Annotated in this window: 8 protein-coding genes, 2 tRNA genes and 1 pseudogene; 6 read left to right on the forward strand and 5 right to left on the reverse strand. The window is 71.4% G+C overall.

Going from position 1 to position 13,225, the window contains the following annotated elements; translation table 11 throughout:
• Window positions 1–141: 141 nt before the first annotated feature.
• Entirely contained in the window at window positions 142–1,068 is a 927-nt protein-coding gene (locus ACIBBB_RS27265; protein WP_398986431.1) for a hypothetical protein, read from the forward strand.
• 90 nt (window positions 1,069–1,158) lie between these two features.
• On the opposite strand, the gene ACIBBB_RS27270 is transcribed toward ACIBBB_RS27265, so the two are convergent.
• On the reverse strand, window positions 1,159–2,187 hold the full coding sequence (locus ACIBBB_RS27270) for a bifunctional DNA primase/polymerase (RefSeq protein ID WP_398986433.1): 1,029 nt from the start codon (window positions 2,185–2,187) through the stop codon (window positions 1,159–1,161).
• 329 nt (window positions 2,188–2,516) lie between these two features.
• Here ACIBBB_RS27270 and ACIBBB_RS27275 point away from each other — a divergent pair, with 329 nt between their 5' ends.
• The 3 genes from ACIBBB_RS27275 (at window position 2,517) to ACIBBB_RS27285 (ending at window position 5,785) form a co-directional block, all read left to right on the forward strand.
• Window positions 2,517–2,822, forward strand: a complete 306-nt coding sequence (locus ACIBBB_RS27275; protein WP_398986435.1) for a hypothetical protein — start codon at window positions 2,517–2,519, stop codon at window positions 2,820–2,822.
• A 526-nt stretch (window positions 2,823–3,348) separates the two neighbouring features.
• Window positions 3,349–3,957: a SigE family RNA polymerase sigma factor gene (locus tag ACIBBB_RS27280; RefSeq protein WP_398986437.1), complete on the forward strand. Its 609-nt coding sequence runs from the start codon at window positions 3,349–3,351 to the stop codon at window positions 3,955–3,957.
• A 169-nt stretch (window positions 3,958–4,126) separates the two neighbouring features.
• The gene (locus ACIBBB_RS27285; RefSeq protein ID WP_398986439.1) at window positions 4,127–5,785 is read left to right on the forward strand and encodes a long-chain fatty acid--CoA ligase; all 1,659 of its coding nucleotides are present in this window, start codon (window positions 4,127–4,129) and stop codon (window positions 5,783–5,785) included.
• A gap of 51 nt (window positions 5,786–5,836) precedes the next feature.
• Here the strand turns inward: ACIBBB_RS27285 and ACIBBB_RS27290 are convergent, their stop codons facing one another.
• Together ACIBBB_RS27290 and ACIBBB_RS27295 are read right to left on the reverse strand one after the other, a co-directional pair.
• On the reverse strand, window positions 5,837–10,054 hold the full coding sequence (locus ACIBBB_RS27290; RefSeq protein WP_398986441.1) for a PAS domain-containing protein: 4,218 nt from the start codon (window positions 10,052–10,054) through the stop codon (window positions 5,837–5,839).
• A 219-nt stretch (window positions 10,055–10,273) separates the two neighbouring features.
• Complete coding sequence (locus ACIBBB_RS27295) at window positions 10,274–10,759, reverse strand: SSI family serine proteinase inhibitor (RefSeq protein ID WP_398986443.1); 486 nt, start codon at window positions 10,757–10,759, stop codon at window positions 10,274–10,276.
• Between the two features lie 216 nt (window positions 10,760–10,975).
• On the opposite strand from ACIBBB_RS27295, the gene ACIBBB_RS27300 reads away from it, so the two are divergent.
• Window positions 10,976–11,066 (forward strand) — tRNA-Ser (locus ACIBBB_RS27300).
• A gap of 175 nt (window positions 11,067–11,241) precedes the next feature.
• Window positions 11,242–11,314 (forward strand) — tRNA-Arg (locus ACIBBB_RS27305).
• 562 nt (window positions 11,315–11,876) lie between these two features.
• Here ACIBBB_RS27305 and ACIBBB_RS27310 read toward each other — a convergent pair.
• Both ACIBBB_RS27310 and ACIBBB_RS27315 read right to left on the reverse strand, forming a co-directional pair.
• Window positions 11,877–12,979: pseudogene (locus tag ACIBBB_RS27310) on the reverse strand (helix-turn-helix domain-containing protein).
• A gap of 103 nt (window positions 12,980–13,082) precedes the next feature.
• Window positions 13,083–13,225: AraC family transcriptional regulator (locus ACIBBB_RS27315; RefSeq protein WP_398986466.1), on the reverse strand; the 143-nt coding region annotated here is incomplete at its 5' end.

Consider the following 13,225-nt stretch of genomic DNA (forward strand, 5'->3'; position numbering starts at 1 on the left):
TACGTCGCGGGGGAGGGCGGGCGCCGATCCCGGTCATCGTTCCTCTACATCCGCGAGCACAACCAGGCATGGAATTTCGGTGTCTGGCAGATGACCAGCGGGACTCGCAGTCCCGGCTCCGCATGTTCGAGGAGACCCACCGTGCACCACCACAAGCGCCTCTCGCGCCTGACATCAACAGCCGTGGCAGCAGCCGCGGTTGCCGCCGCCCTGCCGCTCGCCCTCGCGCCCGGCGCGTACGCGGACGAGCCCGTCGCGCCGGATCTGACCGTGTCTGAGCTGTCGGGGAATCAGCTCAGGCCCGGCGAGGTCCGCACCGACTCCGTCACCCTCACCAACAACGGCACCGCCGCCACCGACGGCGTCACCTTCCGGCTGCGGCTCACGCGCGGGCTGGCCTTCACCGAGCCCGTCGACGGCTGCACGTACTCGATGGTCGGGGACAAGATCAAGCAGGCGCTGTGCGAGCTGGACGTCGGCATCGCGCCCGGCGAGGGCTACACGGTGCCGGTGACGTACAAGGTGCTGAAGAAGGCGCTGATGGAGGTCGTCGAGTACGGCACGGACCGTACCGGCGAGGCACCGGGTGAGGGTTACGACGAGGCCCACCGCCGGCTCGCGCTGAACACGGACAGCTCGGCCGATCTCGTCGCGGCGGGGGACGAGGCCGCGGGGAAGCCCGGCAGCAAGGTCGTCGTCACACCCTCGATCCGCAACGACGGACCGGGCTGGATCCAGAACAACGAGAGCGACGACCACCCCGCGCTCCTCGTGAACATCCCCAAGGGCACGAAGGCCGTCGAAGTCCCCGAGGAGTGCAGGCCGTTCGGGGTCGACGGGCCGACCGGCCCCTCGGAGCCGGGGCATCCGAAGTACGTCTGCCAGGAGGACGACTACACCCTGGAGGTCGGTGAGATCGAGGCGTTCGCCATCGTCCTGAAGATCGACAAGGGGCGGCGGGCCGATACGTCCGGCGAGGTCAAGGCCACGTCGAACTACGACATCGAGCCGGTCTACGACAACGACAAGTCCAACAACAAGGCCACGTTGAGCATCGACGTGCGGTAGCCACCGGCGCGGTAGCCATCAGCGAGGAGGAGGGGCGTTCAGTGGTTCGATGCCGTTGAGCGCCCCTCTTCTGTCTTCGTACGTACGGCGCTACGCGGGCCCGGCCGTCAGGCGTGACGCCGAGGCGATCGTCGCGCGCGCCTCGTGTTCGGCGAGGCCCGTGCGTACGGCGGCGTCGACCAGCGACTCCGCGAGAGCCTCGCCGAAGCCGTGCTCGTACGCCCGGCACGCCGCCCAGAACAGCCGGGTGTTGCGCTGGCCCGCGTGCGCGGCGAGTACGAACTGCACCAGGCCGTGGCCCTGCGCCGGGCGGCCCCGGCGCCCGCCCGGTCCCGCGTGGCGGGCGCGCTCGGGGGGCGTGAGCAGGCGCAGCAGGGCGCGCGGGCAGGGCGCGGGGGTGAGTCCGGCCGAGCCGGGGGCCAGCCGGTACGCGCCACGGGCGGAGACGGAGCCGGGCCCGACGAGGTAGCCGCCCGCGCCCCGTACGTCGATGCCGGGCGCCAGGCGGCCCGCCGAGTTGGGGACCGTGACTCCGGCCGGGCCCGACAGCCAGATGTGCCGGCCGCCGCTCGGGGTGAGCACGACGACGGTCTCGGGCAGCGTGAACAGGTGCTGGAAGGCGAGCTGCTGGAGCGCGGCCACGGAGTCCGGCGTGGCGTCGACGCCCGCGCCCGGACCGACGCCCGCGTCCGTACCGACGCCCGCGCCCGGACCGACCCCCGCGCCCGGACCGGCACTCATACCCGCGCCCGCATCGCGCCCGGCATCCGCACCGCGCCCCGCCCCCACCCTCGCCGCCGTCGGCGTGACGTCCAGGTCGATGCCGACCAGGTGATGCGGCGCCCGTCCGCAGGCGATGCCGTAACCCGTCGCCCAGGGCGCGGCGGCGAACAGTGCCCGTACGGCGGCCGGGTCGGTCGTGGCGTCGTGCACGCCGTGGCCGGGGAGGCCGCACTCACCGCGGCAGGGGCCGGCGCCGGAACCGGGCCGGTCCCGATGTGGTGAGCGCAGGGCGGGGAGCTTGTTGGGGGACAGCGGGATGACGGGGAACCCGCTTTCGGCTGCTGAGAGCGCGTATGCGAGGGCCAGGGTGGTCGAGTGCGGGGCAGTGATGGCCATGGATCCATGTTCGCACTGTTGTTCGAAGAAAGGGAGTGGGAAAGATTGGCCGAAAGTGTGCCGAAACGCTTCACCTCTTGCGGGAACCGGGTCGTGATGAGCTCCGTACGGGTGCATACCGACCGAACTGGCCTGTTGATGTCGTGAAGGGGGTTTATCGACATGTCCTCACGCTTGCGAGGGAATAACCCGCTCAGGGCTGGTTCGCCGGGGATTCGGTGGGCAATTCTTGATCCGCGACGTCGAGAACAACGTCAGGGCGGTCGGCCAACTGCCCTGGCAAGAGCCGTACTTCTCGTTCAGAAGATCTCGTTCCTGGAGGAACTGACATGGCAAGCTTCCGTACCGCCCGCGTCTTCGCCGCCGTCGCCGCCCTTCCGCTCGCCGCGGCCCTGTTCACCGGCTCGGCGTCCGCCGACGACTTCGCGGACGACGGATCGAACGCCAGCGTGGCCACGATCATCGGCAGTGGTGTGGGCGACGACAACTCCGGCAACTCGACGACCACACAGCAGACGGCGACCGGCGCGGGCGCGTCGAACCAGAACAACACCGCCAACGTGAACGGCTCCGGCTTCACCGTGATCGACCAGTCCAACGAGAACATCGCGGTGAACTTCTTCGATCTCTTCTAATGCGCGGCCCGACGGGGGGCGTGGCTGAGGGGTGAGCGGCGGTCTGCACGACGGCACTTCGGTGCCGCCGTGCAGACCGCCCTCGCTTTTCCCCTCAGCCCCCCGCCGGGCTTCTCCCTCCAGCCAGCCCTCCAGCCAGCCCTCCGGCCGCGCGGCTGCTTGCCCCCCTCCAACCGGTGCCACCCCCTCGACACCTCTGGTAGTACGTCCCGCCCCCCGTACGACACGCCGCGGCGCGTCTCCCCCTCATCACCAAGGTGTACGGCTCCGACACCCCCGCCCTCGCGTGCGCGGCCCGCACCGCTCCCACCTGCGGAGTCGGTCCCCCCAAGGTCTCAGGGCCACTCCACGGCACCGCGCCGAAGATCCACAGGGGCCACCCGCCCCCGGGGCCGACCCTGACGAGAGTGATCCCCTCCTCCATCTTCAGGAGGTGTGGCCGGCACCACTTCTACTCCCTGAGGCGGACGTACCTTCGGGACCTGGGGCCGATCCCCTGCGAAGGGCCCGCTCCTAGCGTGGAGCCATGACCACGCCTGTCTGCACGAGCGCCTCCAAGGCCGCCTCGTATTCGCCGTACCACCCGAACTCACATCCACCCGCTCACGCCCAACCGCACCAGCAGTCCCACCCGCACACGCCCTACAAGTCCTTCTCGTCGTACGTACGGGCGCGGGGGCCCGTGCTGCTGCGTACCGCGCGCTCGCTCACCGCGAATCCGAGCGACGCCGAGGACCTGCTGCAGACCGCTCTCACCAAGACCTACGTCGCCTGGGACCGGATCGAGGACCACCGCGCCCTCGACGGCTACGTCCGCCGGGCCCTCGTCAACACCCGTACCTCGCAGTGGCGCAAGCGCAAGGTCGACGAGTTCGCCTGCGAGGAGCTGCCCGAGCCGACCGGTCTTCCCGCGCCCGACCCGGCCGACGAGCAGGTGCTCCACGACGCGATGTGGCGCGCGGTGATGAAGCTGCCCGACAGGCAGCGCGCGATGGTGGTGCTCCGCTATTACGAGGACCTGAGCGAGGTCCAGACCGCCGAGGTGCTCGGGGTCTCCGTCGGCACGGTGAAGAGCGCGGTGTCGCGTGCGCTCGGGAAGCTGCGCGAGGACCCGGAGTTGAGGCCCGTCCGCTGACCCACAACCACGGCGGATGCCGGGTCGGATGCCGGGTGTCCCACTCCGCACCGACTGTTTTGTACTCCCGGGTAGTGACATACCGAATGGTATGTGCGCAGAATCTCCGCAAGCCTTTCTGCACACCGCGCCGCTGTCGCCTGGCGCCAGCGCCCACCGGGAGGACGCCGTGCTGAGCACCATGCAGGACGTACCGCTGACTGTGACCCGCATCCTGCGCCACGGGATGACCATCCACGCGAAGTCGCAGGTCACCACCTGGACCGGGGAGAGTGAGCCGCAGCGCCGCAGTTTCGCCGAGATCGGCGCACGCGCGGCACAGCTCGCCGGCGCCCTGCGCGACGAGCTGGGTGTCACGGGCGACGATCGGGTCGCCACGCTGATGTGGAACAACTCCGAACATGTCGAGGCATACTTCGCGATCCCCTCCATGGGGGCCGTCCTCCACACGCTCAACCTGCGCCTGCCCCCCGAGCAGTTGGTCTGGATCGTCCGGCACGCCGCCGACCGCGTCGTCCTGGTGAACGGTTCCCTGCTGCCGCTCCTCGCGCCGCTCCTGCCCCATCTGACGACCGTCGAGCACGTCGTCGTGTCCGGCCCCGGCGACCGGGGCCCGCTGACGGAAGCCGCCGCGGGCAGCGCTGTCCAGGTGCACGAGTACGAGGACCTGATCGCCGGCCGGCCCACCACGTACGACTGGCCCGAGCTGGACGAACGCACCGCCGCCGCCATGTGCTACACCTCCGGCACCACCGGTGAGCCGAAGGGCGTCGTCTACTCGCACCGTTCGATCTATCTGCACTCGATGCAGATCAACCTGGCCGAGTCGATGGGGCTGACCGACAAGGACACGACCCTCATCGTCGTACCGCAGTTCCATGTCAACGCCTGGGGCCTGCCGCACGCCACCTTCATGACCGGCGTCGGCATGCTCATGCCTGACCGCTTCCTCCAGCCCGCTCCGCTCGCCGACATGATCGAGAGCGAGAAGCCCACGCACGCGGCCGCCGTGCCGACGATCTGGCAGGGACTGCTCGCCGAAGTCCTCGCCAAGCCGCGCGATTTGACCTCCATGGCCCGCGTCACCATCGGCGGCGCGGCCTGTCCGCCCGCGCTGATGGAGGCGTACGACAAGCTCGGCGTACGGCTCTGCCATGCCTGGGGCATGACGGAGACCTCGCCGCTCGGCACGACGTCCAACCCGCCCGCCGGTCTCACCGCCGAGGAGGAGTGGCCGTACCGCATCACTCAGGGCCGTTTCCCCGTCGGCGTCGAGGCGCGGCTGACCGGTCCCGGCGGCGACACGCTGCCGTGGGACAACGAGTCGGCCGGTGAGCTGGAGGTACGCGGACCCTGGATCGCGACCTCCTACTACGGCGGCGCCGGCGCCGAACCGCTCAGGCCCGAGGACAAGTTCAGCGAGGACGGCTGGCTCAAGACGGGCGACGTCGGCGTCATAAGCCCCGACGGCTATCTCACCCTCACCGACCGCGCGAAGGACGTCATCAAGTCCGGCGGCGAGTGGATCTCCAGCGTGGCGCTGGAGAACGCGCTGATGGCGCATCCGGACATCGCCGAGGCCGCGGTCGTCGCCGTGCCGGACGAGAAGTGGGGCGAACGGCCGCTCGCGACAGTGGTGTTGAAGGAAGGCGCGAGCGCCGACTACGAGTCGCTGAAGGCCTTCCTCGCCGGGAAGATCGCCAAGTGGCAGCTGCCGGAGCGGTGGTCGGTGGTGGAGTCGGTGCCGAAGACGAGCGTGGGGAAGTTCGACAAGAAGGTGATCCGCAAGCAGTACGCGGACGGGGAGCTGGACGTCACCGAGGTGTAGGGCCCCTCGGGGACTCGTGCTACGCCGGTACCAACTGGCCCTTTTCGAGGGTCAGTTGGTACCGATCTTCGCGAGCAGGTCCACGATCCGCGCCTGCACGTCCTCGCTCGTGGACCGCTCGGCGAGGAACAGCACGGTCTCCCCGGCGGACAGCTGCGGCAGTTCGGCGCGGTCGATGCCCGTGGAGGTGTACACGACCAGCGGCGTACGGTTCAACTGGCCGTTGGCGCGCAGCCAGTCGATGATGCCCGCGCGCCGGCGCCGTACCTGCATCAGGTCCATGACCACCAGATTCGGCCGCATCTGACCCGCGAGCGTCACCGCTTCGCTGTCCGTCCCCGCGCGCGCCACCTGCATGCCACGGCGCTCCAGCGTCGCCGTCAGCGCGAGCGCGATCTCCTCGCTCTCCTCGATCAACAGCACGCGCGGCGGGTGCTGTTCGCTGTCGCGCGGCGCCAGCGCCTTGAGCAGTACGGCGGGGTCGGCCCCGTACGCCGCCTCGCGCGTCGCCTGCCCGAGCCCGGCCGTCACCAGCACCGGGACCTCGGCGGCGACCGCGGCCTGGCGCAGCGACTGGAGCGCGGTCCGGGTGATCGGGCCGGTCAGCGGGTCCACGAACAGCGCCGCGGGGAAGGCCGCGATCTGCGCGTCGACCTCCTCGCGGGAGTGGACGATCACCGGGCGGTAGCCGCGGTCGCTCAGGGCCTGCTGGGTGGAGACGTCGGGGGCGGGCCAGACCAGCAGTCGGCGCGGGTTGTCCAGCGGCTCGGGGGGCAGTTCGTCGTCGACGGGCCGGGGCTGGGGGCGGTTCGCGACCTCGACCGCGCCGCCGGGGCCGTCGAGCGGCTGGGGGCCTTCGGCGCCCTCGTCCGGAGCTCCTATGGCGTAGGCGCGGCCCTCGGAGTGAGGGCCGTGGCCGAGGGATCCGCCCTGGCCGCCGTGGGAGGGGCCGGAGGCGGTGGCGCCGGTGCCGGTGTCTTCGGGGTCGTGCGGGGAGGAGAGCCTGCGGCGGCGGCCGGAGCCGAGGCTCTGGTTCTGCTGCTTGGTGATCTGCTGCGAGAAGGGCACGCCCTGGCCGAGCGTACGGACGCTGAACGCCCGACTCTGCGTGGAGTCCGCCGGCATCGGCTCCTCCTCGGGCAGCGGCTGGGCGGGGGGCAACGGCTGTGCGGCGCGGGGGTCCCGGGGGGTGGCGCCGGTCCCGTCGCCGTTCGCCCCGGCGGTGTCGTCGGGGCCGGGGTTACCGGCGCTCCCTGTGGCGTCGGTGCCTGCGGTGCCGTCGGTGTCGTCGTCCGAGTGCGTGTGCTGCTCGGGCGGCGGTACGGCTCCGGGGACCGGCCACGAGGGCTGACCGGGAGTGCCTTGGCCGGGTGCTGCCGAGCCGGGCGCGCCGGGCATCACGCCGACGCCCGACGCGGTGGGCATCGCGGGCGCCCAGCTGTTGGGGTCCGCGGCCGGCGCGCCGTTGTCGCCGGGCTCCGGCGCGAGCGCCCGGCGCGGGTCCTTCGTACGTTGGTCCTTCGTACGCGGGTCCGTCCTGCGCGGGTCGTTGGGGCGTGCGGGGGCATCCGTGAGCCCCCCGCGCCGCGGGCCCGCCTGGGACGCGACGGGGTGCGGCCTCAGCGGTGTGTGGTCCGCGCGGGGGTCCGCCCCTACCGCGTCGTGGCGCCCCGGCATCGAGGCGTCGGGCGCGCCCTGGGAGGGCGCCGGCGCGCGGTCGGCGTCGGCCGGGGGGAGCGCGAACTGCGCGCGGGCGGGCGCGGCGTCGCCGCCGGGCGCCGGCGCGGGCTCGGGCCGCTGCTGCGTGGGCGCCAGCGCGCGCCGGGGACGCCGGACAGCCGGTTGCTGCTGAGCGGGCACGGGGTGCGGCGCCTGCTGCTGTGCCGGAACCGGTCTCGGGGTCTGCTGCGGGGTCTGTTGCGGGGTCTGCTGCGGTGCCGGGCGTGGAGTCTGCCGCGACGCCTGTCGGGGTGCCTGTTCCGGTGCCGTCGACGGACCCGAGGGGAGGGCCGGGAGGGCGTTCTGGCCACCGTGCCGGGCACGGCGCGCCGTACCGGCCGCCGCGGCCCGTTGCTGTGCGCCGTGCGGTACGCCCTGCGGCGGAACGGCCTGACCGAAGGCCGCGCGCCCGTTCGGATGCGCCCCCTCGGCGGCCGTCACGACCGATCCTTCGGAAGCGGCGGCCGACAGGGCGGGGGGAGCGGGCGGAGCCGGTGAAGCGGGAGGCGTGGAAGGCGTGGGAGGAGCCGGACGGGCCGACAGCGCGAGTTCGGCGCCAGGTGCGGCCCCGGCCGCGTTCTCCGCCGGGCTGGGTCGGCCGCGCCTGCGGCCCGTACCCCCGCCGCCGCTCTCCCCGGAGTCCTGCGCCGGTACCGACGCCGGCCCCGGCTGCGAGTCCGTGCTCGGGGCCGCTTCCGTACGAGCCCTGCGCCGCCCCGTGGGCTCGCCTGCGGGCTCCTCGCCCGAAGCCCCGAGGAACGCGTCCGTCGAAGCCCGCCGCGCACGCCGCCGCCCACCGCCGCCGGGCCGGCCGGAGCCACCCGTCGACCCGGGCGCCGCCTCCTGCTGAATCGGCTGTGCCGGCGCCTGGCTCTCCTCGGGCGCGGGCGGGTGGTACGTCCCCGACCCCTCCCCCAGCGGCACTTCGAGCACGTACGCGCTGCCGCCCATGCCCGGCATATCGTGCGTCTGCAACACCCCGCCGTGCGCCTGCACGATCCCGCGCACGATCGGCTCGTGCACCGGATCGCCGCCCGCGAACGGTCCGCGTACCTCGATCCGTACGACATCCCCGCGCTGCGCCGCCGCCACCACGATCGTGGAGTCGACGTAACCGCCGCCCGGCACCACCCGCGTACGCCCGGTGGAGTCGACCCCGGCCACGTCCGCCGTGAGATGCGCGAGCGCCGTCGCGAGCCGTACCGGATCGACCTCCGCCTCGATCGGCGGCGCGTGCACGGCGAACTGCGCCCGGCCCGGACCGATCAGCTCGATCGCGCCCTCGACACCGGCCGCTACGACTCCGTCGAGCAGCACGTTGACCTTGGTCAGCCGCTCCAGGCCCTCGTCGAGCCGCTGGTAGCCGAGAACGTTGTCCACCAGCGTCGTCATCCGCGCGTAGCCGGCCGACAGATGGTGCAGCATCTGGTTGGCCTCGGGCCACAGTTGCCCGGCCGGGTCGGCGGCGAGCGTCGCCAGCTCACCGCGCAGCTCCTCCAGCGGACCGCGGAGGGCGCCGCCCAGGACGGCCGTCAGCTGGTGGTGCCGGCGAGCCGTGTTGTCGTACCGCTCCGCCAGCTCCTCGATCTCGGCCGCGTACCGGTCGCTGCGGTCGGCGAGTTCGGCGGTGTGCCGCTCGATCGCCTCGTCGAGTTCGGCCGTATGGCGCTCGATGGTCTCCGCGAGCTCCGCCGCGTGCCGCTCGGCCGCCTCGGTGGCCTCGTTCGCGTGGGCCTCGACCAGTTCCTCGTAGGGACGCCGGTCGGTGAACGTCATCACCGCGCCGACGAGCTGCTCCCCGTCCCGTACGGGCGCGGTGGTCAGGTCGACGGGCACCTGCTTGCCGTTCTTCGCCCACAGCACCTGCCCGCGCACCCGGTGCTTGCGCCCCGACTTGAGGGTGTCGGCGAGGGGCGAGTCCTCGTACGGGAACGGCTCCCCGTCCCCGCGCGAGTGCAGGATCAGCGGGTGCAGCTCCTGACCGCCCAGATCGCTGGCCCGGAAGCCGAGGATCTGCGCGGCGGCGGGGTTGACGAGGACGACGCGGCCGTCGGTGTCCGTACCGACCACGCCCTCGGCGGCGGCCCGCAGGATCATCTCGGTCTGGCGCTGCGAACGCGCCAGCTCCGCCTCGGTGTCGACGGTCCCGGAGAGATCGCGGACGACGAGCATCAGCAACTCGTCGCCGGTGTAGTTGTGGAGGTCGTTGTAGGCCTGCTGGCCGTCCTCCAGATTGGCGCTGGTGACCTCGACGGGGAACTCGCTGCCATCCGTACGGCGGGCGATCATCCGGGTCGGCTTCGTACGGCCCCGCTCGTCGGAAGCCTCGGGGCGGCGCATCGAACCGGGGATCAGGCGCGGGTCGAACTGCGGCAGGAGATCGAGCAGACCTCGCCCGACCAGGGCCGTACCAGGGGTTTCGAAGGTTTCGAGGGCGATGGTGTTCGCGTTGACGACGGTGCCGTTGCTGTTGACGAGCACCAGTCCGTCGGGAAGCGCGTCAAGTATCGCCGCGAGGCGAGCAGCGCCTCGGGATGGCCTGCTGCTCACGACGACGCTTCCTCCCTGACCCACTGCACCTTGCGGACGGCCGGTCCCATCTTGCCCCTCGGAGTCTCAGCCTGTCACTGGAGGGAGTCTAAGGGCTGGGGGCGGGGCGGGGCGGCGGATGAGGGGGAGCTCTCACCAAGGTTGTGTGCGGACCCGGTACATACGCCGTCCCCGCGCTCCCCCGCACGCCCCACCCGCGCCCGCGTGCGCGCGTTCCGCTCAGCCCCGGGCGGCGGGAAGGACAGGGACGAGGTTCTGCCAGCGGGAGATCTCGCAGCCGTTCTTACGGCTGAACGTCGCGTCGACGCTGCGGCCCTGCCACGTCCCGGTGACCCGCGCGGTGGCGGGCCCGCCCATCTGCATGGTGCACATCTGACCCTTGGGCACCGGAGTGAACGGGTCCTTGTTCTCGGCGGCGAGCTCGTCCAGCCGCGCGCACGCGGAGGCGGCCTCGGGGTGCGTACCGCCGGCGGGCCCGCAGCGCAGCTCGTACGTACCGTCGGCACGGGTGATGTTGGTGTCGACGACGGTCACGGTGAGCCGGTCCTGCTCCTGCTTCCGCTCCTGGAACAGCGAGTGGAGCGGCAGCGGCGCGAGGTCGAACGGGCCGACGGCGGCCGCGGTGGGCGCGAAGGCGCCCACGGCGGCGAGCGAGGCGGCGAAGGCAGCGGTGACGGTGGCGGTGCGGGAGAAACGACGCGACACGGGAACTCCTGACGGCAGACGATTCCGAAGGGCCCGACGGCGCGCGCCCGGCATCACTAACGCGCGTGGGGCCCAGTCGTTGCGCCCGGACCGGGGGCGCGAAGAAGTGCTTTGCCCTGCGGGGTTCCCGCCTAGTACCGTGGGCGGCGATTGGTGACACCGCGCTCGGCTGTGTCATCATCTGACACGCACCATCCGCGCCCGCGCGGGTGTGCTGGAGGCGTCGCCTAGTCCGGTCTATGGCGCCGCACTGCTAATGCGGTTTGGGTCTTAAAGCCCATCGAGGGTTCAAATCCCTCCGCCTCCGCGCATCGATCACCGAAGCCCCGTCCACCAGGCCGGGGCTTCGGCCGTTCGGGGCGTCTGTTTCGGGACGTTTCCGCAGCTCAGGCGGGGTGCGGCTAATGGATTTCACGTGACGCCGCAGGTCATGTAATGTTGTTCTCGCAACGCGGACGGGCCCAAAAAGCCCAGCACGGCAAGCACTCGTAGCTTAACGGATAGAGCATCTGACTACGGATCAGAAGGTTGCAGGTTCGAATCCTGCCGAGTGCACAGCAGGCGAGAGGCCCCGGACGACAAGTCCGGGGCCTCTGGCGTGGAGCCGTACGGCAGCGAAGTACGGCAACTACGCGGCCTGCGCGCAGCCGCGTGACCCGGTGCGGGAAGGCCGATGAGGGCACCAACCGCGATCAGACGAGCAGGAATCAGGCGGTAGGTCCAAGGGCGCTCATCGTGGACCCCATCCGATCACGTCGCGGAGTTCGCGAACGTTCGAGAGAAGCACGGAGGCGACGCCGCAGTACGCGTGGGCCGTTGCGCAGGCGCCGCACTTCCGGGAGTGAACGAGATAGGCGTTCCAGACAGTCACTTCCTGGTCTTCGAGCTCCTGGGCAGCCGTCAGACGAGCCCCAGTGCCTGGCATCCGCGTTCGTCGCGGCGAAGTTGGCGCCCGTACCGCAGACCACACCGGGCGTACGACACGGGTCTCCAGATCACGGTCCGACCGCTCCACGACCTCCCGGAGAGCGGTCCTCTCCTCCGGTCCAAGCTCGGGGGCGCTCATGTGTCTGCCTCCGCCGGCTCGCGGGCTTCGCGCCACTCCATGGCCAGCTCGTCACCGCGTTCGCAGAAGATAGAGGTCGCGCACGATGGCGACCGCGAGGGTGTGGTGGCGTATCCACTCAGGGGCAACGCGCTTCAGGGACTCCAGGGTCTTCACCGCGCCGGCGGCCTCCCCGATGTCCGTGTGCGCCCGCGCTACGTCGAGCAGCAGCCACGTCCGCCATGACGGTGGTGTGTCCTTGCTCAGACGCATGCCCTTGGCCAGGGCAAGGGCGTCTTCGGGGTGCCCGTACTGGACGGCCAGGCGGACGCGCTCGATACGGACCGACGACGGGCCGAAGACGCTGATCATGCGGTTGTCGTCACCCGCGGGGAGCTTGGAGACGCGTGCGGCTTCCTTCTCCGCCGTCTCCATCATCGATGCCGCGCGGTCGTAGTCGCGGCTCCGTGCCGCTGATGTTGCGGCGGTCATGATGAGGGCGCCCCACACCTTCAGTCCGTCAGCGGTGTCGGTCTGGCCCGCCGCCTTCATGTCGTCGGCGGCACGGTTGGCGACGTACAGGGCGTCGTCCAGGCGTCCTTGGCGCTGGTACGCCCACGCCGTGGAGTTGACGATCATCGGCAGAAGCAGCGGGTCGGAGGACTGTCCCGCCGCTTCTATCGCCCGCTCCAGGCTCGTCAGGGCGAGGTCGGTGGTGCCCAGCGGTCGTCGTCGGTGCCGGAGACCGACGCGGAACGTGCCTCCGAGATCAGGTCGGGAAGTGCTTTCATCACGACGTCGAACTCAGCCGCGTGGTACTGCGACCATCCGTCGGCGATTTGCTCGCGCAGGCGTTCCAGGGAGAAGTCCGGGCCGACCGGTGGCGGTGGTGGGCCCCAGAGTGGGGGCATGATCGCCCGGCGCACCGCGACAAGACGTGGGCCGTTGGCCTCACCGGTCTTGGCGACTGCGGGAGGGTCCCCCAGGAGCGTGGTCAGCTCCACACCAAGCCCGTTCGCGAGAGCGTGCAGCGTGGGGAGTCGGGCCGAGTGCTTCCGCCCCTGTTCGAGCTGACGGACCACGTCCACGGAGACACCGGAACGCTCCGCAAGGTCCTCCTGCGTGAGGTCGGCCTCCTTCCCTCGAAGGGAAGGAGGGGGCGTGGCGCTGTTCAGGAGCCGATTGCCATCATGGCCGCCGGCCCAACCGAGGGTCGGCAGCCGGCCGTGGTGATGAGCGGCGTACGTGAGACCGGTTGACGGGGCCGCGCGGAGTCCATCAGGCGGAGGCGCGGGGGTGGTTCTGTTCGCGCCAGTCCCGTGGTGTGATTCCGTATGCCTGTTTGAATACTTTGCTGAAGTGGGTCGCGTCGGGGAAGCCCCAGCTTCGTCCTATGGTGGCGATGGTCCGCAGGCGGCCGT

Origin of the sequence: Streptomyces sp. NPDC051217, assembly GCF_044455465.1 — a bacterium.
Taxonomy (GTDB): Bacteria; Actinomycetota; Actinomycetes; order Streptomycetales; family Streptomycetaceae; genus Streptomyces.